This window comes from Streptococcus sp. Marseille-Q5986 (genome assembly GCF_946902915.1).
Taxonomy (GTDB): Bacteria; Bacillota; Bacilli; order Lactobacillales; family Streptococcaceae; genus Streptococcus.
Genome location: NZ_CAMPPY010000003.1, coordinates 218,973 through 243,178 on the forward strand (window position 1 = coordinate 218,973; position 24,206 = coordinate 243,178).

Here is a 24,206-nt window from a genome sequence, read left to right on the forward strand (position 1 = left end):
TAAAAAAATTCTATTTCTTCCAAAAAAACGTATCTGACAAATTGACGGATACGTTTTTAGAGAGATAACTTTTAAAGTGTTTCTAAGAGTTCTTGCATTTGAACATCATCTGGAACGAGTTTTAAATAGGCTTCAGCTTGTACCTTTGCTTCTTCAAAATATCCCAATTCACGCAAGAGATAGCTATACTGCTCCAGAAACTCGGGATTATCCTTGAGGTCAGGCGATAATTCCTGATAGAGCTCATAGGCCTTATCTAAATCCTCGATTTCCTGGTATGAGCATGCAATCATCCACTTGGTCAAGAGATTTTCAGGTTCTTGACTTTGGAGAGCGATGATATCTTCATACCGCTCCTGTTCCATATAAATAGTTGCAAGGCGAAGAAAAATTTCTTCTGTATCCTCTGCATCATCCTTAGCAGTAAGGAGGAGCTGCTCTGCAGCACTAGAATCATGCAATTCATACAAAAACTGAGAAGCAGCTAGTAAGAGCCGAGTTTCAAATGGATTTTTCTCCAGTCCTTTTTTAACGATACGAAGGGCCTCTTCCACCTGATGTTCCTTATGCAAGGCTTGACTATAACCATACTCATATCCTTCAAAATCTGGTGAAATGGTATCAATCTGCTTAAAGTAAAGAACAGATTTTTGATACTCTTCTTGATCAAAGTAAAGACTAGCCAGTTCAAAGGCAGTTTGGTCATCGTATTCTAATTCTAAAGCTTTTTCTAAGAATTCAGTTGCAGCTTCAAACTTACCTAACTGGGCATAAGCGAAGCCAATTCGTTGATAGGTTGAGACACCCGTTTGCTCATAGATGGAGCAATTGTCTAATTGAGCATAGCCCTGAATGGCTTCCTGATAATTTCCTAACTCAGTATCCAACTCAGCCAAACCAAAAACTAATAAGGCATCATCTGAGTAATTTAAGGCTTCCAGTAACTTTTCGCGTGCTACATCTGTCAATCCTTCCAACTGATAGAGGTCTGCCTTCAAGGCCAAGGCCGATACATACCAGTCACTTTCAGATGTGATTTCCTCAAGGTAAGCAAAGGCTTCTTCAACATTGCCATCCTCGCTAGCAATGCTTGCTAAGTTCAGATTCGCTTCTGGAAATTCTGCAACAATATTTTGGTAAATTTCTTTTGCTTGAGGATAAAAGCCAATTCCCTCTAGATAGCTTGCTAGTTCATAAAGAACTTCACTTGAATCTGTTTCGAGGGCTTTGTGAAAATACTGATCCGCTTTGCTTAAATCTTGGTCATCCAAAGCTTGGAGCATGCGTTGACTATTGTTCACTCTTGATTTCCTCCTCTTCTTCGTACAAACCACTGACTTTTTTATACCAGTTAAAGATAGCTGAGATAACGACTTTGGCAGAGGCATAGACAGGGATTCCCATCAAGACTCCCCAAATACCAAACATAGATCCTGAAGTTAGGAGAACAAAGAGGACATTGATCGGATGGATGTTTAGTTGGCTACCTAAAATAAGCGGAGAAACGAAGCGACCTTCAATCGTTTGTTCAACAATAAAGACAACGATTACTTTCAAAAGCATGACAGGACCCGCTATTAAGCCCAAAACCAGAGCAGGCAACATAGCTAGAAAACTACCTAGGTAAGGTACTAGATTGAGGATACCAGCTGTGAGCCCCAGGGTCACAGCATATCTGAGACCAATAATCTTAAAGAAGATAATAAACATAATCGCTACGATAATAGCAACTGTGACCTGCCCTCTAACGTAGTTTGACAACTGTTTATTAACATCTGACAAAACTTGTCCTACTGGTTCCTTTAACTTCGTGGGAATAAACTTGGTCAAATAATCTCGCAAACCTTTCCCATCGCGTAAAAGATAAAAGAGCATGAAAGGTACGATAATGACCGCTACAATAACCTGGGATACACTACTGACAAAAGCACTCACCCAGTTAACGGCTTGGGAAGAGATTTTGCTCGCCCACATCGTCGCCTCAGTAGAAATATTCGCAAGAACCTGCTCCAACTGCGGTCTAAAATCATCTGGCAAACGTTTGGTTACAAGGTCATTGATTACCTTATCAGCATCTTCAAGGTATGTCGGCACATTCTTCGCAAAATTTAAGACTTGGCGTTGCAGATTTGGAATAGCAACAGCTAGTCCCCAAATGATAAAGAGACCAATTATAACAAAGAGAATACTAATGGCAAGAACACGATTGATTTTGTGTTTCTCCATCCAGTCAACAATCGGATTGAGGAGATAATAAAGTAAACCAGATAAAATAACTGGCAACATGACAACTCCTAGAAAATCTAAAACTGGTAAAAAAATAAAACTAATCTTACTTAGAATGAAAAGGTTCAAGCCCAGTAACAAGGTCACCAAGAATACAGTAATAGCTTTATTATCTAAAAACCACTTGAAGAACCAAGATAGGCTAAAATGTTTCTCTTTATGTTCCATAAATACATCCTTTCTGTCATTCTCTCATTATACCATTTTTAGACTAAAATAACTCTTTTTTAAAGTGCTTACATGAATAGACAAAAAGAAAAACCTCCTCTATTGAACTGCACCCCAAAAGTTAGATTTTTTCTATCTAACTATTAGGGTGCAAATCAAATTAAGGAGATTTATTTAATCTTTAATATGACTTGATAGTTGTTTTTGGTATTCTTCGTTTGATTTTGCTTTTTCTTCAGCAAATTTCTTACGGAATTCTTCCATCTCTTTACTTGTCACAATCTTATCTTGAATCTTCAGATATTTATAACTGTTTTCGCCTGTTTTATCACCGACCCAACCATCTGCTCCTGTTCCTGGAACTTTCTTTGTAACAAGCATTTGGGCTCCATCAGAGTTAACAGGGATGATCAAAGCACTATCTGTCAACCATGCTTGAGCTTTAGCATATTTTGAATAACGTTTTTCAAGATCTGTTTTCTCACTGTTAGCATCATCAAGTAATTCTTTGTATTTATCCAATCCTACTGCCTTAATGGCTGAACTATCTGATCCTGGTGCAATACCAAGTGCTCCAAGAAGAGTTGGTCCAGATGTTGGATCAAATGCATCAAGATAGGTTGATGGATCTGCATAGTCTGGGCTCCATCCACTGTTTGGATTGATATCCCAGTCGATATTGTCTTTTGAAGTTGCAAGAACGGTCATACTTCCCAATTCATCATCAGAAACTTGTTGGATATCAACCACGACATTCTCAACTCCAAGAGCTTCCTCTATTGATTGTTTATACGATTGAGCTTGACGTACAAAATCTGTTTGAGTAGAGGAAACTGGTAAATCCAAATGAATAGGGAACTGAACACCGTCGGCTTGAAGAGTTTTCTTAGCCGCTTCAAGTTTAGTTTTAGCTTTCTCTACATTATGAAGTGAATCTTGTGCATCATCTAAGCTAACATCGCTCCAAGCAGTATCCAACTTGTCAAGTTCTGTTTTTGTTACTTGACCAAAAGATTGATCCCCAATTTGAACAAATGTTGGAGGTGTAAAGCTAGTACGTAATTTACGAGGGGCAACTTCATCACCAAATACTTGAGAGACAGCAGCCTTACGATCTGCTCCAAAAGCCAAGGCCTGACGGAAATCTTTGTTCAACAAAGCTTTCTTAGTAGATGTCTTTTCTTCGTCCCTTGTTTTAGAAGTATGGTTATAGGCTACACGGTCAATATTAGTTGAAATGTAGTAGCTACCTCCTCTTTGTTGACCATACACAATATTGTCTTTGTATTTTTCTTTGAATCGCTCATAGTTTGCAGAATTCTTAAAGAGCGGAGCTGCTGGGTAGTGTCCTTCATCAAAACCACGACCAAGAGAGTCTGCATCTTGACCATCAAAGAAAGTCAATTTTATATCATCAATAAAGACGTTTCCTTTATCCCAATAGTTTTGGTTTTTTGTCATCTCGATTGAAGATTTCGATGTGAGACCTTTCAGAAGGTAAGGACCATTGTATAGAATACTTGTAACATCAGTAGGTTTACCAAAATCATCCCCTTTAGAGGCCAAAAAGTCTTCATTGATTGGTGCTAAAATGCCCATCGTTGTCTTGGAATTCCAGAAAGATTCGGGATTATTAAGCGTATAAACGAGTGTATAATCATCTGTCGCCTTAATTCCAACAGTAGAAAAATCATTTGTTTTCCCGTTAATATAATCATCCAACCCTTTGATTGAATCCTGTACGAGATAAAGGGCTTGTGATTTCTTCGCGACAGCATGTTTCAAACCTGTCACGAAATCCTGAGCCTTTACTTCACCATATTCTTCGCCTTCATTAGTGTACCACTTAATCCCTTTCCGGATTTTATAGGTATAAGTCAAACCATCTTTAGAAACACTCCAGTCCTCTGCTACAGACGGTACAAGATTTCCATATTGGTCATTCTCAAGCAAACCATCGATGACATTACCAGTCACTTGTTTGGTACTGGAATTTCCAGAAACTGTGTAGTCCAAAGTTGCGGGATCCGATGAGAAGACATAAGTATAAGTCACAGGTTGGTTGGCATTTTTACCACCAGACGAACAAGCTGCTAGTAGCGCTGATGACAACACTGCTACTGCAGCCGTTAGAAAAATACGTTTTTTCATAAAACACTCCTTTAAATCAAATATATGATTATTATATCACTTTGATTTTTGAAAGCAAGGTAAAAACTAAATAAATCTCCCTAAGATGTTTTCTGTAATTTTCAAAAAATGATGAAAGTCAGTTAAGAATTTCATTTTGTGGTATAATAAATTTATCATTATGAAGAGGTATGGACATGAAAGAAACTGTTTATTTTGGAACTTATACACGTCGTACTTCCCAAGGGATTTACAAGGCAGATTTTGATACAGAAACAGGCCAGCTTGCAAATCTTGAACTCTTTGCTACTGAACCAAGTCCGACCTACCTTGCCTTTGACCAACAGCAACACTTATACACCGTAGGGAGCCAGGATGGTTTGGGTGGAATCGCTGCTTACAAGACCGACGGCACCTTATTAAATCATGTGGTGGAAGAAGGCGCTCCTCATTGTTATGTGGCAGTAGATGAAAAGCGTGGTCTCGTTTATGGGGCCAACTATCATAAAGGTCAAGTTCTAGTTTATAAACGTCAATCGGATGGTAGCCTCATCCAAACAGATCTAGATCAGCATAGCGGACAAGGGCCTCATGAAAACCAATCTTCCCCACATGTACACTTTACGGATCTAACACCTGACCAGTATCTCGTCACATGTGATCTAGGCACGGATGAAGTAACGACCTACGGTGTTAGCCCAAAAGGAAAACTAAGTAAACTCTACACTTATCACAGCCAAGCTGGAGCAGGTGCTCGCCACATCGTTTTCCATCATCATTATAAGATTGCCTACCTCATCTGTGAACTCAGCAGTACCATTGAAGTCTTGATTTACGATGGTGTTGGTGAATTTGAATGCATGCAAGTTATTTCAACCTTACCAGATGGATACGAGGGATTTAATGCTACTGCTGCCATTCGTCTTTCAAAAGATGGTAAATATCTCTATGCATCAAACCGAGGTCATAATTCTATTGCTGTATTTAGCATCCTAGCTGATGGTAGTCTGGAATTATTAGAAATTGTGCCCAGCCATGGACAAAATCCGCGCGATTTCAATCTTACTCCTGACCAAGAATTTCTAATTGCAGTTCACCAAGATTCAGATAATGCAACCGTCTTTAAACGCAATCCTGAAACTGGTCGTCTTGCAGAACTTTCCAACGACTTCCATGTTCCAGAAGCGGTCTGCATCAGTTTTGTCCCTTAAGAAAACATAAAAAATGAACTTGAGTTATCAAGTTCATTTTTTTCTTATAGTCTTTTTCCGACATTAATACGGTTAATGGCACGTTGCAGTGCAATCTTAGCACGACGTTCTTGGTCAATCAAGTGTTTATCTTGTGCTTCTTCAATTTCACGCTCTGCTCGAAGTTTGGCACGTTCTGCTCGACTGATATCGATATCACGAGCACGTTCTGCAGAATCCGCAACGATTGTGATGGTATTATTGGCAATTTCAATAACACCTCCGTTTACTGCAATCCAGTTCACGTGTTCTTCATCATCAATACGTTTTACCTTTACTTCATCAACTGCTAAAACCGCAATCATATTTTCATGTCGTGGCAAGATCCCCATCTCACCATCCAGAGTTCGAACCGATACATAGCTGGCATGGTGATCATAGACGAGGCCATCTGGTGTCACGATCTGGACAGTTAACTGAGCCATAGATCACCTCTTAAAATCCCATTTTTTCAGCTTTTGCAATCACATCTTCGATAGAACCTACACCACGGAAGGCATCTTCTGGCAAGTGGTCATGTTTACCATCAAGGATTTCCTTAAAGCCACGAACAGTTTCAGCAACTGGAACATAAGAACCTGGCTGACCAGTAAATTGTTCCGCAACGTTGAAGTTTTGTGACAAGAAGAACTGGATACGACGGGCACGAGCCACCAAGGTCTTTTCTTCATCAGAAAGCTCATCCATACCAAGGATAGCAATGATATCTTGCAACTCATGGTAACGTTGAAGGACACGTTTTACTTCAGCAGCAACTGCATAGTGCTCTTCTCCAACGATTTCAGGTGCTAAGGCACGTGAGCTTGAAGCAAGTGGGTCAACGGCTGGATAAATACCCAATTGTACCAACTTACGTTCCAAGTTTGTAGTAGAATCCAAGTGAGCGAAGGCTGTTGCTGGCGCAGGGTCAGTATAGTCATCCGCTGGCACATAGATAGCTTGGATAGAGGTTACAGATCCCTTCTTGGTTGACGTGATACGTTCTTGCAATTGACCCATTTCTGTTGCGAGGGTTGGTTGGTAACCAACGGCTGATGGCATACGACCCAAAAGGGCAGATACTTCTGAACCTGCTTGCGTGAAACGGAAAATGTTGTCAATGAAGAGAAGAACGTCTTGACCTTCTACATCACGGAAGTATTCAGCGATTGTCAAACCAGTAAGGGCAACACGCATACGTGCTCCTGGTGGCTCATTCATCTGACCAAATACCATGGCTGTTTTTTCGATAACGCCTGATTCTTTCATTTCCCAGTAAAGGTCATTCCCTTCACGAGTACGTTCCCCAACACCAGTAAATACTGAGATCCCACCGTGTTCTTGGGCAATGTTGTGAATCAATTCTTGAATTAAGACGGTTTTACCAACTCCGGCACCACCGAAAAGTCCAACCTTACCACCTTTAAGGTAAGGGGCAAGAAGGTCGATAACCTTAATCCCTGTTTCAAGGATTTCAGAAGAGGTAGACAACTCATCAAAAGTTGGAGCTTTTTTATGAATTGGCTGACGCTCTGCGTCTTCTGTAAAAGGAGCTTCCAAGTCAATGGTATCTCCCAAAACGTTGAAGACACGTCCCAAAGTTTCTTTACCTACTGGTACAGAGATTGGACGACCTGTGTCCAATACTTCCATTCCACGAGTCAACCCATCTGTTGATTCCATGGCGATAGTACGGACCATACCATCACCCAACTCCAAGGCTACTTCAAGGACGATTTTTGTTTTTCTTTCGTCATTTTTGTAGACGACAAGTGCATTATTAATCTCAGGAAGTGTTTCCCCTGCTGCGAACAAGACGTCGACAACGGGTCCAATAACCTGAGCAATTTTACCTGAACTCATCTCCTTCTCCTATTCTATATAAGATACTGTCGGTTCCTAGCTCAACTAGGTCCTAATACTCTTCGAAAATCAAATTCAAACCACGTCAGCTCTATCTGCAACCTCAAAACAGTGTTTTGAGCAGCCTGCGGCTAGCTTCCTAGTTTGCTCTTTGATTTTCATTGAGTATAAGTTCATTTTCATACGAGCTGGACTAAAGCCTATTCTAAGGCACTAGCTCCTGCTACGATTTCTGTAATTTCTTGTGTAATCGCCGCCTGTCTGGCACGGTTATACTGAATTGTCAAATCATTAATGACTTTCTTAGCATTATCTGTCGCTGTTTGCATGGCTGTCATACCAGCAGCATTTTCAGCTGTCTTGGCATCGATAATGGCACCATAAATCATACTTTCTGCAAACTGAGGCAACAATTGCTCCAAAATTTCTTCTCGGCCTGTCTCCAATTCAAAAGTCAAGCTGTACTCTTCATCCGCTTCATTTGGATCCAAGTCAACAATCGGAAGCATTTGCTCCACACGCATTTGACTAGTTAGCGTGTTAACATGGTGGTTGTAGCAGACATAGAGCTCATCAAAAAGTTCATTTTGATACATTTCAACAGTTTTTGAAATAATCTTACGAACTTCATCAAAGCTAGGTTGGTCTGCCAAGCCACGTAGTTCATAAAGTGGTTGAATACCACGAGCCTTAAAGAAGTCAGCTCCCATTCCACCGATACAGATCATTTCAAAACCTTTACCGTCTGGATGGTATTCTTCCTTCAACTCCATAACGGCTTTCAGAATAGAAGAATTATACCCTCCAACCAAACCGCGATCTGAAGTAATGACGATATAGCCTGTCTTCTTCACGGGACGGCTAATCAACATCGGATTGATTGAACCACCAGCTCCATTACCATGAAGAATATCTGTCAAAAGTTTGCGAACTTTCTGAGCATAAACTTGGAAGTTACGAGCTGCTTCTTCAGAGCGACCTAGCTTAGCAGCCGAGACCATTTGCATGGCATTAGTGATTTGACTCGTATTTTTTGTTGAGGCGATTTTTGTTTTAATATCATTTAGAGATACTGCCATCTGACACCTCTATTCTTATTGGAAGCTGGTTTGATTGAGAAACTCTGTAATCGCAGCATCCAAGACTGCTTCTTCTGGCAAGTCTTTTGTATCACGAATGGTTTCCAAAATCTCTGGATGTTGAGCATCAAAGAAGGCATGGAACTCTTCCTCGAAACGAACAATATCATCTACTGGAATAGTATCCAAGAAACCATGTGTCAAAGCATAGAGAATGGTTACTTGTTTCTCAACAGGTAATGGTTTGTGAACAGGTTGTTTCAAGACCTCAACGGTACGACGTCCACGGTTCAACTTAGCCTGTGTTGCTGCGTCCAAGTCAGAACCAAACTTAGTGAAGGCTTCCAACTCACGGTATGAAGCAAGGTCAATACGAAGTGTACCAGCAACCTTCTTCATGGCTTTGATTTGCGCAGAACCACCTACACGTGATACAGATGAACCCGCATCGATGGCTGGACGAATACCCGCATTGAAGAGACCATCACCAAGGAAGATTTGTCCATCAGTGATAGAAATCACGTTGGTTGCGATATAGGCAGAGATATCTCCTGCTTGTGTCTCGATAAATGGTAGGGCTGTAATTGATCCACCACCAAGGTCATCAGAAACTTTAGCTGAGCGCTCAAGCAAACGGCTGTGAAGATAGAAAACATCCCCTGGGAAAGCTTCACGACCTGGAGGACGACGAAGCAAGAGTGACAGTTCACGATAAGCTACCGCTTGTTTTGAAAGATCATCATAAACGATCAAAACATGCTTCCCTTGGTACATAAATTCTTCTGCCATAGCAACCCCAGCATAAGGAGCTAGGAAGAGCAATGGAGATGGTTGTGAAGCAGAGGCAGTCACAACGATTGTGTAGTCCAAGGCACCGTACTGACGAAGTGTTTCTACTTGCGTACGAACTGTTGATTCTTTTTGTCCAATCGCTACGTAGATACAGATCATATCTTGACCCTTTTGGTTCAAGATTGTATCAATCGCAATGGTTGTTTTCCCTGTCTGACGGTCACCGATAATCAACTCACGTTGACCACGGCCAATCGGTACAAGGGCGTCAATAGCTTTCAAACCAGTTTGCAATGGTTCTGATACAGACTTACGTTGCATAACACCAGGAGCTGGCGCTTCTACTGGACGAGTTTTATCAGTGTGGATTTCTCCAAGACCGTCAACTGGACGACCGAGCGGATCCACAACACGACCAATCAGACTCTCACCTACTGGGACTTCCATGATTTTACCTGTACGGCGGATTGTATCGCCTTCACGGATATCTGTAAAGTCACCCAGGATGATAATACCAACGTCTGTTGACTCCAAGTTTTGAGCCATACCATAAGAGCCATTTTCAAAAATCAACAACTCTCCACTCATGGCATTTTCAAGGCCGTGAGCACGCGCGATACCATCCCCGATATAGGTTACAACACCTGTTTCAGTCACATCAAAATTGGGTTTGAAATTTTCAATTTGTTGCTTAATTAAAGCGCTGATTTCTTGTGCGTTAATTGCCAAAAGAACACCACTTTCTATTTCAAATTTTCTTTAACAACTTTAAGTTGTTGTTTAATACTCACATCAATTGTCTTGTGATTGGCAAAAATGACAAAACCACCAATGAGACTTTCATCGATTTGTTCTTTTACACTCCTTACTTTCAGAGACATTTTTTTCTCAATCAAAGGGAGCAAGCGACTCTTTTGTTCATCTGTTAAAGGATGAGCTGAAGTAATCGTCACTTCAAATCGATTTGTTTCTTTTTCAAGTCGGTTCAAGCAATCTACAAGCACATCATAAAAAAGATTTGCTTGTAGATTGTAGGCCAGAACCTGGATAAAGTTTTGTATTAAAGGTGACACAGAGTCTTGGAAAAAAGCAATTGTTTTTTCCTTATCCGACTCGTCTACTGCCACTTGTTTTAAAAAAGAAGGCAGACCTGTTTCTTCAGCAACTTGCTTCATTTGAGTCAAGTCTGAAAAGATACGGTCTTCTTCTCCTTTTTCAAGTACCAATTGGACAAAAGGCATGCTGTATTTTTCAATTACCTTTACTGTTTTCTTGTCCATTAAGCTTCTCCTAGCTGATCGATATACTGATCAATGAGTGCTTTATGGGCATGACCGTCAAGGTTTTGTGAGATGATTTTACCAGCCAAGCTGATGGTCAAATCTGCGACCTCACCCTTAACGCTTTGTAAAGCTTCAGCTTTGTTTTGAGCAATTTCTTGGTTTGCTTTTTCTTTTAAGCGTCCTGCTTCTAGTTTAGCATCTGCTAAGATACTAGCCTTACTTTGCTCAGCTGTTTCCTTTGCATTTTCAATGATTGTCTTGGCTTCTTTGCGACTACCTGCCAATTCATCTTCACGTTTCTGAGCTAAGGCTTCTGCTTTTTGACGTGCCTGTTCAGCACTGTCAATATCAGTAGCGATTTTTACTGCTCTTTCCTCGAAAACACTTGTTATATTTGACCATGCAAATTTTTTAATCAAGACTAGCAAAAGAATAAAAGAGCCAGCGATTAAAATAAAGTTACCAATCAATTCACCTACTGTAACGTGCATCAGTTACTCCTTTCTACTCTTCTCCATCATTTATCTTATTTCCTAGGTACATAGAAGACAACATAGTAAACACATAGGCTTGGATGCAGGAAATAAAGACAGAAAAGGCTGTCCAAGCCAAGTTAGCACCAAAAGCAACTGGATACCAATAGAGAGCTTGGTGAGATAGACCAATCAGCAAACTAGCCATCACCTCTCCTGCAAAAATATTTCCAAACACCCGCAAGGCAAGTGATAAAAAGTTGGTAAACTCTTCTAAGATGTTCATGGGAGTCATAAAGCCAGGTGTGATATAGGCTTTTAGATATTTTTTAATCCCACGACGACGAATACCCTCAATGTGTGTCAATAGAATAACACCAAATGATAAGGCCAAGTCATACTGTAAATTTGCAGTTGGAGATGTCCAAAGATTGGTTCCATCTGCAGACTGAATCTTAGCCATCAAACCGAGGTTATTTGCCAGTACCATAAATAGAAATAGACAAAGGAAAAAGAGCGAGTAGTCTTTCATGTAGCTTTTACCAATGTTAGGTTCTGTAAATCCAATAACAAAGTCATAGAAATACTCAAGTACATTTTGCTTTCCTTTGGGCTTCAAGGTCATATTGCGACTCGCCCAATAAATAAAGACAAAAATAACTCCCACAATCAACAAGGTCATGGCTAACATGGTCAAATCAAAGGTAACAGGACCAATAGAGATGGTTGGAGTAATACTTTCTTCCATCTAAAATCCTCCCCTTTCTTCTCGTTCCGTTTGTCTATTTGATGATGAATGAAAAGACGAGGGTAACCAAGAACGTTCCTTCAATAAAGGCAATCCCCATAATCATCAAGCTACGCAATTCAGCAATAATATCTGGTTGGCGTGCTGCAGATTTAAGCAAACCGTTCATCAAAAATCCTTCTGCAAGAGATACACCCATACAGGCAAGACATAGACCGAAAAATGTTAAATTCATGATGAATTCTCCTTTTATTTAAAATTTACTTACTTAGTTTAGTCCTAAAATTTGTTTTTGTCAACTTTTTACTTACGTTGGAAGCGTTTCATATGATTTATTTCTATTTTTGCTATTTTTATACCACTGTATAGATAAGTTTCTCATTTTATGGAAAAATGTGTCTCCACTTTTTCTATATTTTCCGAAATAAATTGAAAAATCCAAGCTTAAAACTTGGATCGATTCATTTTATTTGAAATAGTAGGAATAGTGTTGTTTACACCCTGGATTAAATGGAGATTTACAATAAGGGCAGGCTATCTGCTTTTGATATTCTTGAAATGTTATTGTCCCCCTACAAGCCCCACATAAAATCGGTCGATCCTCCGCAAGCGTCAAGGGGTAGGGTGAAAACAAATGCGTTTCTATAGCATTGTGGCACTGATAGCAAGCATAGTATTTTTTACACTCATAACACTGGAGGGAAACAATGTCCTTTTCGCTATGATAATGAATACATCTACCTTCATCATCTACCAACAATCCTTGCGCTTGAATCATTCACTTTTCCTTCTCTAGGCACGAACTGTGACGCTGGTCCCGTCTTCCTTATAGAGATTGATAAGACCTTCCTTGAGAGCGCGGACCATGTCACCTGCCTGAACAGGTTGCGGAGCCTTGATTGTCAAGAGTTCCATTGGATTTGGAGCACGGTCAATTTTATTTCCTTTGGCATCATGTAAATCTTCGATATAGGTTTCAAAATGACGGAAACCTGGTCCGTAAAACTCAACTTGATCGCCTTCGTTGATGACATTCCGCTGACGAATGGTTGCTGTTTGCGTTGCGTCATCATAAGAAACCACTTCAGCGACAAACTTGTACTCAGGAATTTTACGACGTGCACCAAACAACTGTTCATTTTCTGTAGGTGTACTATAGTAGAAACCTGTTGCCAATTCACGTTGGGCAACCTTCCACATCTCATCTACCAGGTCTTGTTTAATAGCTTCAAATTTTTCTGGGCTTTCAAGGTAAGCATCCACAGCCGCCTTGTAACAGTTGGTCACAGTTGAAACATAGTGGATTGACTTCATACGACCTTCAATTTTTAGACTATCCACACCATTTTCAATCATATCTGGAATATGGTCAATCATGGACATGTCAACGGCTGACATTGAAAATTCTTCTGGAATTTCACCTTTAAGACTCTTACGTTCTTGACCAAAAGGCATGTCGTAAAGGTCGTATTTCCAACGGCAAGACTGTGAACAACCCCCACGGTTGGCATCACGCATACTCATGTGGTTTGAAAGAGTGCAACGTCCTGAGTAGGAAATACACATAGCTCCATGGACAAAGGCTTCAATTTCTACATCTGTACGTTTGCGAATTTCTGCCAATTCTTCCATCGAAACCTCACGCGCCAAAACGACACGAGTCAAGCCCAATTCTTTCCAAAACTCAAGAGTTTCATAGTTAGTGGCACTTGCTTGGGTAGAGAGGTGGATTTCAAGACCTGGTGCTTCAGTCGCTGCAATCATAATCAAGGCTGGGTCAGATACGATAACTGCTGCAATCCCGATATCACGCAGTTTACGGAACCACTCACCAGCACCAGCTTCATTTCCTTCGTGCATAACCATGTTGGCAGCTACATAGACCTTGGCACCGTACTTGGCAGCAAACTGGACTCCTTCTTCCATCTGTTCAAAAGTAAAGTTTCCAGCACGGCTACGAAGACCATAGGCCTGACCACCAATAAAGACAGCATCTGCTCCATACTGAACAGCTACCTTTAGCTTCTCTAAAGTCCCTGCAGGCGATAAAACCTCAGGACGTTTTAATGTTTTTGTCATGTTTCTCCTATTTGCAATATAAAAGTTTGACGTTTTTCCTTCTCATTTTATAGTAAATAATGGATAAAATCAAGCCTAGACAGATTGTTTTGACAATTCTAATCTTTTAAGAAAACAAAAAACTAGCCCTTCTAAACTAGTTATTTTCAAGATAAAATTCAAAGCGTTCACCCACGTATTGACTATTTACATATTCAAAAGCTGTCCCATCTTCAAGATAAGAAATCTGAGTCAAGGCTAAAATCGCATGCCCCTTTTCAACTTCCAGATAGTGAGCAATCTTTTCCTTAGCCAATCTCGCATAAATGGTCTGTTGGGATTTGCAAATCCGGTAGCCATGCTGCTGCAAGGTTTGAAAGAAATGACTGGTGATTTCTTCTTTTTTGAAATCCTTAATAAATTTCTCAGGAATGGATGCGACTTCATAGACTAGTGGAACTTGGTCAGCGTAACGCACCCGTTCCATGCGGACAATATTCTCTGTTGGAGTAATCCCCAGCTTTGCGACCTCTTGCTCATTTGGAATGGTTCTTCTGTAAGAAATGAGTTGGCTGGAAGGTATTTTCCCCTGAGATTTGACAATCTCCGTAAAACTGGTTGTTCCTCGCATTTTTTCTTGGACACGAGTGCTAGAGACAAAAGTCCCACTTCCTACACGACGCTCCAAAACTCCTTCCTCAACCAAGAGTGAGATAGCTTGGCGTAATGTCATCCGGCTAACTTGAAACTGTTCCGCTAAATCTCGCTCACTTGGAAGTCTCTCTCCGATTTTCCAATGATGCTCATCTATATCCTTTTTGATCTGATCGTGGATTTTCATATAAGCTGGTAACATGATTCTCACTTCTTTTCTTTATTTTCTCCATTGTACCGTATTTGCTAAGAAAAAGTCAAACTTTGCCTTGTTTAGTTGGTAATTCGCCCCTATTTGTGATAAAATATTGAAAAAGATATTTCTTTCGAGAAAGGAAAAAGATGAGCAACATTTCAACTGATTTGCAAGATGTCGAAAAAATCATCGTGCTGGACTATGGTAGCCAATACAACCAGCTGATTTCACGCCGCATTCGTGAAATTGGTGTTTTTTCAGAGCTAAAAAGTCACAAAATCTCAGCTGCAGAGGTTCGTGCGATAAACCCTGTAGGAATCATCCTCTCTGGTGGACCAAACTCTGTATACGAAGATGGTTCATTTGATATTGACCCAGAAATTTTTGAACTTGGGATTCCAATTTTGGGAATCTGCTACGGTATGCAACTTTTAACTCATAAACTTGGAGGAAAAGTTGTTCCTGCAGGTGATGCTGGTAACCGCGAGTATGGCCAATCACCACTTACTCATACCACTTCTGCCCTCTTTGAAGGGACTCCTGAAGAACAGATTGTTTTGATGAGCCATGGCGATGCTGTTACAGAGATTCCAGCTGATTTTGTTCGTACTGGTACTTCTGCTGACTGTCCTTATGCAGCTATTGAAAATCCAGAAAAGCACATCTATGGTATCCAATTCCACCCAGAAGTGCGCCATTCTGTATACGGAAATGATATCCTTCGCAACTTTGCCCTTAACATCTGTAAAGCTAAGGGTGACTGGTCAATGGACAACTTCATCGACATGCAGATCAAGAAAATCCGTGAAACTGTAGGCGACAAGCGTGTTCTTCTCGGTCTATCAGGTGGTGTTGACTCTTCTGTTGTTGGAGTTCTTCTCCAAAAAGCGATCGGCGATCAATTGATCTGTATCTTTGTAGACCATGGCCTTCTCCGTAAGGGCGAAGCTGACCAAGTTATGGACATGCTTGGTGGTAAGTTTGGTTTGAATATTGTTAAAGCAGACGCTGCAAAACGCTTCCTTGATAAACTTGCTGGTGTTTCTGACCCTGAACAAAAACGTAAAATTATCGGTAATGAGTTTGTCTACGTCTTTGATGACGAAGCAAGCAAGCTCAAAGATGTGAAATTCCTTGCTCAAGGAACTCTTTATACAGACGTGATTGAGTCTGGTACGGATACAGCTCAGACTATCAAGTCACACCACAACGTTGGCGGCCTACCAGAAGACATGCAGTTTGAATTGATTGAACCACTCAATACTCTTTACAAGGATGAGGTTCGTGCTCTTGGTACAGAGCTTGGTATGCCAGACCACATCGTGTGGCGCCAACCATTCCCAGGACCAGGACTTGCGATCCGTGTTATGGGTGAAATCACTGAAGAAAAACTAGAAACTGTTCGTGAGTCTGATGCAATCCTTCGTGAAGAAATCGCTAAAGCTGGTCTTGACCGCGATATCTGGCAATACTTCACAGTCAATACAGGCGTTCGTTCAGTCGGTGTTATGGGTGATGGTCGTACTTATGACTATACCATCGCCATTCGTGCGATCACTTCTATCGATGGTATGACAGCTGATTTTGCCAAGATTCCTTGGGAAGTGCTTCAAAAAATCTCAGTACGTATCGTAAATGAAGTGGATCACGTTAACCGTATCGTCTACGATATTACAAGTAAACCACCTGCAACCGTTGAGTGGGAATAGGCCAGTCACACTTAAAAAGAACTCTGAATCTGACTCAGAGTTCTTTTTATATGCAGGGAAAGCAGTTCTGCTTTCCTTTTTTTATTTGCGTTTCTTCTTCGCTTTTTTTATTTTATTCGCCATGCGTTTCATGGATTGTTTCATAGCAAATTCACCGATTTTACCTTTGAGCCCGCCACCAAACATCTGGCTCATATCTGGCCTTCCTGCTCCGCCAAGAGCTGACAAGTCAGGCATGCCACCTTGTCCCATCATTCCTTCAAGGGCAGACATATCCATTCCTCCCATATTTGGCATATTTTTAGGAAGGTTGTTTGGATTGATTCCCATTTGCTTCATCATCTTGTTCATATCTCCAGACATGACACCTTGCATAAGCTGTTTAGCTTGGTTAAAGTCTTTGATGAATTTATTGACTTCGACAAAGGTATTTCCAGAACCTGCAGCGATACGACGGCGACGGCTTGGATTTAACAAATCTGGATTTTCACGTTCTTCAGGTGTCATTGAAGACACAATAGCACGTTTGCGCGCAATCTGACGCTCATCCACCTTCATGTTTTGAAGGGCTGGATTGTTGGCCATACCTGGAATCATCTTGAGCAAGTCTTCCATTGGCCCCATGTTTTGTACCTGATCCAACTGATCAATGAAATCATTGAAATCAAAGGTGTTTTCACGCATCTTCTCAGCCATTTCAAGGGCTTTTTGCTCATCGTATTCCTGAGAAGCTTTCTCAATCAGAGTGAGCATATCCCCCATGCCAAGGATACGGCTTGACATACGGTCTGGGTGGAAGGTTTCGATATCTGTAATCTTTTCACCTGTACCAGTAAACTTGATTGGTTTTCCAGTAATGTGACGAACAGATAGAGCAGCACCACCACGAGTGTCCCCATCAATCTTAGTAAGGATAACCCCAGTCACTTCCAACTGAGCATTAAACTCACGCGCAACATTGGCAGCTTCTTGACCAATCATGGCATCAACGACGAGCAGAATTTCGTTTGGTTGAGCCAGTGCTTTCACGTCACGAAGCTCATTCATGAGGAGCTCATCAATCTGCAAACGACCTGCCGTATCAATCAAGACATAGTCGTTATGATTAGCTTGGGCTTGTTCCAAACCTTGACGTACAATCTCAACAGCTGGTACTTCTGTTCCAAGTGCAAAGACAGGAACATCTATCTGTTGCCCAAGTGTTTTCAACTGGGCGATGGCAGCTGGGCGATAAATATCTGCCGCAATCATCAAAGGACGTGCATTTTCTTCCTTCTTAAGTTTGTTAGCCAATTTACCAGCAAAGGTTGTTTTACCAGCCCCCTGCAAACCAACCATCATGATAATCGTAGGAATCTTAGGTGACTTGATAATCTCTGCTGTATCAGAACCTAAAACGGTTGTCAGTTCCTCATCAACGATTTTAATAATTTGTTGCGCAGGATTAAGGGTATCAATGACTTCATGCCCGACTGCACGCTCACGAACTTTCTTGATAAAGTCCTTTACAACGGGCAAGGCAACGTCGGCCTCAAGCAAGGCCAAGCGAATTTCTTTGGTTGCCTCTTGGACATCAGATTCAGAGATTTTTCCTTTTTTACGTAGATTTTTAAAGACGTTCTGCAAACGTTCTGTTAAACTTTCAAATGCCATTTTTCTACCTCTTATTCTCTATTATCAATGCTTGTTAAAATTTCTATCTGCTCCTGCAGAAAGTCATCCTTGGGATAGCGCTCCAAAATCTGGTCAAAAATCTGACTACGGACAATGTAGTCCGAGTACATGTGCAATTTCATCTCATAATCTTCCAGAATCTTTTCTGTCCGCTTGATATTGTCATAGACAGCCTGACGACTGACACCGAACTCTTCAGCAATCTCAGCAAGACTGTAATCATCAGCGTAGTAGAGCTCGATATAATTCATTTGCTTATCTGTCAAAAGCGCCGCATAAAATTCAAAGAGCGCATTCATACGATTGGTTTTTTCGATTTCCATAACTTTTATTATACCAAAAAAACGATTATACTGCTAGAGTAGGAGCACTTTAAATAGATCAAGAATAAAAAAGGTAATTTCTCACACCAACTTCCACCATAGCGGAACTTACCCTGACACGGATTTCCACTGGCTTTTAGAATTTTTTCAGACTAAGTTCCACTTATACTAGCGGTGGAACTTAGTTTGGGAATTTAGCCAAGAACAAAAAAGAACCTTGCGAGGCAAGATTCTTTTAGTGTCTGACTTAAATAATTGTTCTTCTGGGAACTTAATCGAATTAAGCTTCGATTTCTGTAACCATACCTGAACCAACAGTACGTCCACCCTCACGGATAGAGAATGTAGTACCTTGTTCTACGGCGATTGGGTGGATCAACTCAACGTCGATTGTCACGTTATCACCAGGCATTACCATTTCAGTACCTGCTGGAAGTTCGATTGAACCTGTAACGTCAGTAGTACGGAAGTAGAATTGTGGACGGTAGTTGTTGAAGAATGGAGTGTGACGTCCACCTTCTTCTTTAGTAAGGATGTAAACTTCACCTTTGAATTTAGTGTGTGGGTTGATTGAACCTGGTTTAGCGATAACTTGTCCACGTTCGATTTCATCACGTTGAACACCACGAAGAAGGACACCTACGTTATCTCCGGCAAGACCTTCGTCAAGTTGTTTACGGAACATTTCAACACCAGTAACAACTGCTTTTTGAGTTTCTTCTTTGATACCAACGATTTCGATTTCGTCGTTGACTTTAACGATACCACGGTCGATACGTCCTGAAGCAACTGTACCACGTCCAGTGATTGAGAATACGTCTTCGACTGGAAGAAGCAATGGTTTGTCAGTGTCACGTTCTGGTTCTGGGATGTACTCATCAACTGTGTTCATCAATTCCATAACGATGTCTTCGTATTTAGAGTCACCTTCAAGGGCTTTAAGAGCTGAACCTTGGATAACTGGAAGATCGTCACCTGGGAAATCGTATTCTGACAAGAGGTCACGGATTTCCATTTCAACCAATTCAAGCAATTCTTCATCGTCAACCAAGTCAACTTTGTTCATGAAGACGATAAGGTGTTTAACACCAACCTGACGTGAAAGAAGGATGTGCTCACGAGTTTGTGGCATTGGTCCGTCAGTTGAAGCTACTACAAGGATAGCTCCGTCCATTTGAGCGGCACCAGTGATCATGTTTTTAACGTAGTCCGCGTGTCCTGGAGCGTCGATGTGAGCGTAGTGACGTTTTTCAGTTTCGTACTCAACGTGCGCAGTGTTGATTGTGATACCGCGTTCGCGTTCTTCTGGAGCAGCATCGATAGACGCATAGTCTTTAGGTTGGTTAACTGATGAAGGCAAGCGACGTGCCAAAACAGTTGTGATAGCTGCAGTTAGGGTAGTTTTACCGTGGTCAACGTGTCCGATAGTACCAATGTTAACGTGTGGTTTACTACGATCGTATTTTTCTTTTGCCATTTGAGTAAAAGCCTCCAATAAAATATATTTTATAGATAGACAGTAGGCAATACAGTCTAACTTTCCTTACTATTTTATCAAATTTCTGCTAAATTGCAAGTGTTTTACACATATTTTGTGAATTAATCTGAATCTTACAAAGTGCTGTTCTTTTGCTTCTTTATACAATTCAAGCTTATTTCATTCTAGCGGTATTATGTTCACAAAAAAATCAGGTTTCCCTGATTCTAAATGGATTCTGATTTTTCCAGTTCTTTAGCTTCCTTATGATTTTCATATAATTTCGCCAAAAACTTAGTGATTTCTTTGAGAATAGAGTAGGTTGGCACTGCTACAATCATCCCTATGACGCCGTAGATATTACTTGACAATAAGAGAAGTACCAAAATCGTAATCGGGTGTACTTTCATAACCCCTCCAACGATACGTGGATAGAGAACATTTCCGTCAATCTGCTGAATGATGAGCATATAAGCAACCGCAATCAACATACGATGAGGATCTGTGAACACATTGGCAATCACCATCGGAATCAAGCCAATACTTGGACCAACATAAGGAATTAAATTTGCGATTCCAGAGAAAATAGCAAAAACAAGAGCGTACTTTAATCCGATAACGCTATAACCAATATAGGCTAAACATCCGATAATAACGGCATCAATTGCAATTCCACTGATGTAGCGCGCTATAGTTGCATTGAGATTGGTTAAGAGGCTAGAGAGATTTAATTTATCATGTTTTAAGACAGTTCGTTCCAACATAGGCAGCAACTTATGTCCATCTAACAAGAAATAAATCAAGAAGACGGGGGTCATAATGAGAATCAGAACCGTGCTAAACAAGGCTGAAAGGACGCTTCCTAAACTGTTGCTGACGCTATTAAGAATATTCTGTAGGATATCCACATAGGAGAGATTTAACTGTTGAATTGTTTGTTGAATATCAATATTCTGGAAAATAGGGTTCATCGACAAATCAATAACCAAATCCTGCAATCTACTATAGATATTTTGACTAGAAATAATCAAGCTAGTCAACTGATTAATCAGAATCGGTAAGAGGTAGACTACCCCAACAACGATGGCACCAATTAAAGCACAGAGAGTGACCAAGACACCAATTAGACGATTAATCTTACATCTCTTTTCTAAGAAAGTAACGACTGGATTGGTAATGTAGTAAAAAAATCCTCCAAGCAAAAATGGAATCATAATGGTATTCACAACCGTCACGAAGGGAGTAATAATCGCTCCCATCTCTCTCCAAAGATAGAAAATCAGTGTTAATAATAAAATTTCAGCTGTCCAAAAAAATAATTTGTTTCTACGGAACATAGGCATCCTCCTTTATTTATTTTATCATATTTCTTCAAAAGATAAGATGGCTTTAGTATAAAAGCGAGAATATTTTTTTCTTTATGATAAAATAAAGCTAATATGAAAAAAATAATTCTATCTTTTATAACACTTTTTGTTTTTGGAACAGTTTCTACTGTCTCTGCTCAGGAGTTTGATGTTGCTGCTAAACATGCCATTGCTGTCGAGGCTACAACTGGAAAAATCCTCTACGAAAAAGATGCAAATCAGCCTGTAGAAATTGCTTCTATTACCAAACTTGTTACAGTCTATTTGGTCTATGAGGCCTTGGAACAAGGAACCATCAGCCTATCTACACCTGTCGATATTTCGGACTATCCTTACAAACTTACAACCAATTCTGAGGCGAGTAACGTCCCTATGGAAGCCCGTAATTATACTGTCGAAGAGTTGCTTGAAGCAACCCTGGTATCCAGTGCCAACAGTGCTGCGATTGCGCTAGCAGAAAAGATTGCTGGTTCTGAGAAAGACTTTGTAGACAAAATGAGGGCTAAACTTCTTGAATGGGGAATTCAAGATGCAACTATTGTAAACACTACTGGTTTAAATAATGAGACCCTTGGCAATAATATCTATCCTGGTTCTAAAAAAGATGATGAAAACAAGTTGAGTGCCTATGACGTTGCAATCGTCGCTCGTAATCTCATCCGAGATTATCCTCAAGTTTTAGAAATCACCAAAAAGCCAACTTCTACTTTTGCTGGACTTGAAATCCACTCAACCAACTATATGTTGGAAGGAATGCCAGCCTATCGTGGTGGTGTCGACGGTTTGAAAACAGGTACTACCGACAAAGCCGGTGCTTCTTTCGTTGGAACAACTGTTGAGAAAGGGATGCGTATCATTACGGTTGTTTTAAATGCAGACCAGCAAGATAGCAACCCTTATGCACGTTTTACTGCAACTTCTTCACTTTTAGATTATGTTTCTGCGAACTTTGCTTTAAAAACTGTCGTTCAGAAAGGCGAAACCTATAAAGATAGTAAAGTGACAGTCCTTGATGGGAAAGAAGATAAGGTAGCTGCAATTGCTAAGTCAGATATTGCAATCGTCCAACGAGTTGGAAGTGAAACAACATCAGCTCTTCAATTCACACCAAAATCAGAAATAGCCCCACTGGAAGAAGGCAAGGTTGTCGGTACTCTAACCTATGACGATCAGGATTTGGTCGGTCAAGGTTATCTCACTTCTGAAAAACCTTCTTTTGAAATGGTCTCTGAAAAGAAAGTAGAAAAAGCCTTCTTTTTGAAGGTTTGGTGGAATCAATTTATCCGCTTTATCAATGAAAAACTATAAAAAAAATCGCGAACAATCGCGATTTTTTCTTTATTTCATTTCTTTAAAAGCCGCTTCTGCATCTGCATTGCTAATAGCACCGAACTGAATTTTCCCAATTTTACCTTGACTATCAATCAAGTATTCCGTTGGAATACTACGAATTTGGTAGGCTTGGAAGGTAGTTGCTTGCGTATCATATAGAACTGGAATATCCTTGTAACCTTGTTCTTGGTACCATTTTGGAAAGTCTTGAACTGTTTTTTCACCTTGTAGACCTGGTGCAATGACACTCAAGATTTCAAAGTCTCGATCTTGTTTGGCAGCTAATTCCATCAACTCAGGCATGCTTTTTTTACATGGTCCACACCAAGAAGTCCAGAATTTCAAATAAACTTTTTTCCCTTTATAGTCTGATAACTTCACTTCTTTGCCATCCATGGACTGCAAGGTGAAGTCTGGTGCATCCTTACCGACTGCGATTTGTTGTACAGCAGGGTGTTTTGGACTGCTTGTCTGTTTGGTTTCTTTTTCACCACAGGCAATCAATAGAAATAGAGACATGAGGCTCAATCCAGCAAAAATAACTTTTTTCATTTTTTCTCCTTTTATCCAAGAATTCCTGACAAGACATTTAACTGCCCTAGCATTAATAATAATCCCATCAAAATAATCAAAGCTCCCCCGATTTTCTTTAGTAGGATCATATGAGGTTTTAATTTACTAAAATAGGGCATAATCCAGCCCGAAGCCAAGGCCAAAACAATGAAAGGAAGGGCCATTCCCAATGTGTATACTAATGTTAACACGGCACCTTGCCAAGCACCATTGCCACCTGAAGCTGCTAGGGCCAAGACTGAACTTAAGACTGGTCCGATACAAGGGGTCCAACCAAAACTAAAGGTTATCCCAAGTAAAAAGGCTGACAGATAGTGATTAGACTTTGATTGTTTGAAGGTGACTGTCTTTTGAACCTCCAGTTTATTGAAATGCAAGATTTCCATCTGGTGAAGCCCTAAAAGAATAATGACTGTCCCCATAACATAACGAAACCAGTCTGCATAGAGCACGTGCCCTAGGAATCCAGCTCCAAATCCTAAAATAAAGAAAATGAGGGAGATTCCTGCAATAAAGCACAAGGTCCGGATTAAGCCTGACCATGCAACGTCTCTTCCAAAAAAGCGAAAGCTTTTCGAATTTCCCTGATCATCCAGTAAAATACCAGCATAGACAGGTAGCAAAGGAAAGATGCAGGGTGAAAAGAAGGACAGAATACCTGCTAAAAAAACGGATACTAGAAATATAATCGACTCCAACGAATTACCTACTTTCTCAAAATTCTAATCTTATTTTACTATAAAAGAAAAAAATTGTAAGAAGTTTGCTACGCTTGTTTATTTTATCTACATT

Annotated in this window: 23 protein-coding genes; 3 read left to right on the forward strand and 20 right to left on the reverse strand. The window is 40.4% G+C overall.

Features of this window, described 5'->3' with window-relative positions:
* Positions 1-71: 71 nt before the first annotated feature.
* The 3 genes from OVN21_RS06340 to OVN21_RS06350 form a co-directional block, all read right to left on the reverse strand.
* The gene (locus OVN21_RS06340; protein ID WP_267247735.1) at positions 72-1,301 is read right to left on the reverse strand and encodes a tetratricopeptide repeat protein; all 1,230 of its coding nucleotides are present in this window, start codon (positions 1,299-1,301) and stop codon (positions 72-74) included.
* The gene (locus OVN21_RS06345; RefSeq protein ID WP_267247736.1) at positions 1,291-2,454 is read right to left on the reverse strand and encodes an AI-2E family transporter; all 1,164 of its coding nucleotides are present in this window, start codon (positions 2,452-2,454) and stop codon (positions 1,291-1,293) included. The genes OVN21_RS06340 and OVN21_RS06345 overlap by 11 nt, the downstream gene beginning before the upstream one ends.
* 174 nt (positions 2,455-2,628) lie before the next feature.
* Positions 2,629-4,605, reverse strand: coding sequence for a peptide ABC transporter substrate-binding protein (locus tag OVN21_RS06350; RefSeq protein ID WP_267247737.1), 1,977 nt, complete (start codon positions 4,603-4,605; stop codon positions 2,629-2,631).
* Positions 4,606-4,781: 176 nt separating this feature from the next.
* On the opposite strand from OVN21_RS06350, the gene OVN21_RS06355 reads away from it, so the two are divergent.
* Positions 4,782-5,795 carry a lactonase family protein gene (locus tag OVN21_RS06355; RefSeq protein WP_267247738.1) on the forward strand — a complete coding sequence of 338 codons (1,014 nt, stop codon included), beginning with the start codon at positions 4,782-4,784 and terminating at the stop codon, positions 5,793-5,795.
* Positions 5,796-5,839: 44 nt separating this feature from the next.
* Here OVN21_RS06355 and OVN21_RS06360 read toward each other — a convergent pair whose 3' ends face one another.
* The 11 genes from OVN21_RS06360 to OVN21_RS06410 all read right to left on the reverse strand — a co-directional run bounded on the left by OVN21_RS06360 (position 5,840) and on the right by OVN21_RS06410 (position 14,965).
* Positions 5,840-6,259 (reverse strand): F0F1 ATP synthase subunit epsilon, encoded by a 420-nt coding sequence (locus OVN21_RS06360; RefSeq protein ID WP_267247739.1) that lies wholly within the window; start codon positions 6,257-6,259, stop codon positions 5,840-5,842.
* 10 nt (positions 6,260-6,269) lie between these two features.
* The gene (gene atpD / locus OVN21_RS06365) at positions 6,270-7,676 is read right to left on the reverse strand and encodes a F0F1 ATP synthase subunit beta (RefSeq protein WP_267247740.1); all 1,407 of its coding nucleotides are present in this window, start codon (positions 7,674-7,676) and stop codon (positions 6,270-6,272) included.
* 200 nt (positions 7,677-7,876) lie between these two features.
* A complete protein-coding gene (locus OVN21_RS06370) occupies positions 7,877-8,755 on the reverse strand; it encodes a F0F1 ATP synthase subunit gamma (protein ID WP_267247741.1) in 879 nt (292 codons plus the stop codon).
* 15 nt (positions 8,756-8,770) lie between these two features.
* Positions 8,771-10,276, reverse strand: a complete 1,506-nt coding sequence (gene atpA, locus OVN21_RS06375; RefSeq protein ID WP_267247742.1) for a F0F1 ATP synthase subunit alpha — start codon at positions 10,274-10,276, stop codon at positions 8,771-8,773.
* 14 nt (positions 10,277-10,290) lie between these two features.
* Positions 10,291-10,827 carry a F0F1 ATP synthase subunit delta gene (locus tag OVN21_RS06380; protein WP_267247743.1) on the reverse strand — a complete coding sequence of 179 codons (537 nt, stop codon included), beginning with the start codon at positions 10,825-10,827 and terminating at the stop codon, positions 10,291-10,293.
* Positions 10,827-11,321, reverse strand: a complete 495-nt coding sequence (gene atpF / locus OVN21_RS06385) for a F0F1 ATP synthase subunit B (protein WP_267247744.1) — start codon at positions 11,319-11,321, stop codon at positions 10,827-10,829. The genes OVN21_RS06380 and atpF overlap by 1 nt, the downstream gene beginning before the upstream one ends.
* Before the next feature lie 13 nt (positions 11,322-11,334).
* Positions 11,335-12,051 carry a F0F1 ATP synthase subunit A gene (atpB, locus tag OVN21_RS06390; protein WP_267247745.1) on the reverse strand — a complete coding sequence of 239 codons (717 nt, stop codon included), beginning with the start codon at positions 12,049-12,051 and terminating at the stop codon, positions 11,335-11,337.
* Between the two features lie 34 nt (positions 12,052-12,085).
* Positions 12,086-12,286 carry a F0F1 ATP synthase subunit C gene (locus tag OVN21_RS06395; protein WP_267247746.1) on the reverse strand — a complete coding sequence of 67 codons (201 nt, stop codon included), beginning with the start codon at positions 12,284-12,286 and terminating at the stop codon, positions 12,086-12,088.
* A 231-nt stretch (positions 12,287-12,517) separates the two neighbouring features.
* Positions 12,518-12,829 carry a CHY zinc finger protein gene (locus tag OVN21_RS06400; protein ID WP_267247747.1) on the reverse strand — a complete coding sequence of 104 codons (312 nt, stop codon included), beginning with the start codon at positions 12,827-12,829 and terminating at the stop codon, positions 12,518-12,520.
* A 14-nt stretch (positions 12,830-12,843) separates the two neighbouring features.
* A complete protein-coding gene (locus OVN21_RS06405; RefSeq protein WP_267247748.1) occupies positions 12,844-14,130 on the reverse strand; it encodes a peptidase U32 family protein in 1,287 nt (428 codons plus the stop codon).
* Positions 14,131-14,266: 136 nt separating this feature from the next.
* Positions 14,267-14,965 (reverse strand): GntR family transcriptional regulator, encoded by a 699-nt coding sequence (locus OVN21_RS06410; RefSeq protein WP_267247749.1) that lies wholly within the window; start codon positions 14,963-14,965, stop codon positions 14,267-14,269.
* A 140-nt stretch (positions 14,966-15,105) separates the two neighbouring features.
* On the opposite strand from OVN21_RS06410, the gene guaA reads away from it, so the two are divergent.
* Complete coding sequence (guaA, locus tag OVN21_RS06415; RefSeq protein ID WP_038806148.1) at positions 15,106-16,668, forward strand: glutamine-hydrolyzing GMP synthase; 1,563 nt, start codon at positions 15,106-15,108, stop codon at positions 16,666-16,668.
* A gap of 81 nt (positions 16,669-16,749) precedes the next feature.
* Here guaA and ffh read toward each other — a convergent pair whose 3' ends face one another.
* From ffh to OVN21_RS06435, 4 genes are all read right to left on the reverse strand, one after another.
* Positions 16,750-18,321, reverse strand: a complete 1,572-nt coding sequence (gene ffh / locus OVN21_RS06420; RefSeq protein ID WP_267247750.1) for a signal recognition particle protein — start codon at positions 18,319-18,321, stop codon at positions 16,750-16,752.
* An 11-nt stretch (positions 18,322-18,332) separates the two neighbouring features.
* Positions 18,333-18,665 (reverse strand): putative DNA-binding protein, encoded by a 333-nt coding sequence (locus OVN21_RS06425; protein WP_000402066.1) that lies wholly within the window; start codon positions 18,663-18,665, stop codon positions 18,333-18,335.
* A gap of 280 nt (positions 18,666-18,945) precedes the next feature.
* Entirely contained in the window at positions 18,946-20,142 is a 1,197-nt protein-coding gene (gene tuf, locus OVN21_RS06430) for an elongation factor Tu (RefSeq protein ID WP_001040724.1), read from the reverse strand.
* 227 nt (positions 20,143-20,369) lie between these two features.
* Complete coding sequence (locus tag OVN21_RS06435; RefSeq protein ID WP_267247751.1) at positions 20,370-21,479, reverse strand: AI-2E family transporter; 1,110 nt, start codon at positions 21,477-21,479, stop codon at positions 20,370-20,372.
* 102 nt (positions 21,480-21,581) lie between these two features.
* Between OVN21_RS06435 and pbp3 the strand changes: the two genes are divergently transcribed.
* Positions 21,582-22,817, forward strand: coding sequence for a D-alanyl-D-alanine carboxypeptidase PBP3 (gene pbp3, locus OVN21_RS06440; protein WP_267247752.1), 1,236 nt, complete (start codon positions 21,582-21,584; stop codon positions 22,815-22,817).
* Positions 22,818-22,847: 30 nt separating this feature from the next.
* Here pbp3 and sdbB read toward each other — a convergent pair whose 3' ends face one another.
* Both sdbB and ccdA2 read right to left on the reverse strand, forming a co-directional pair.
* The gene (gene sdbB / locus OVN21_RS06445) at positions 22,848-23,393 is read right to left on the reverse strand and encodes a thiol-disulfide oxidoreductase-associated lipoprotein SdbB (RefSeq protein WP_267247753.1); all 546 of its coding nucleotides are present in this window, start codon (positions 23,391-23,393) and stop codon (positions 22,848-22,850) included.
* Positions 23,394-23,404: 11 nt separating this feature from the next.
* Complete coding sequence (gene ccdA2 / locus OVN21_RS06450; RefSeq protein WP_267247754.1) at positions 23,405-24,112, reverse strand: thiol-disulfide oxidoreductase-associated membrane protein CcdA2; 708 nt, start codon at positions 24,110-24,112, stop codon at positions 23,405-23,407.
* Between the last annotated feature and the right edge of the window lie 94 nt (positions 24,113-24,206).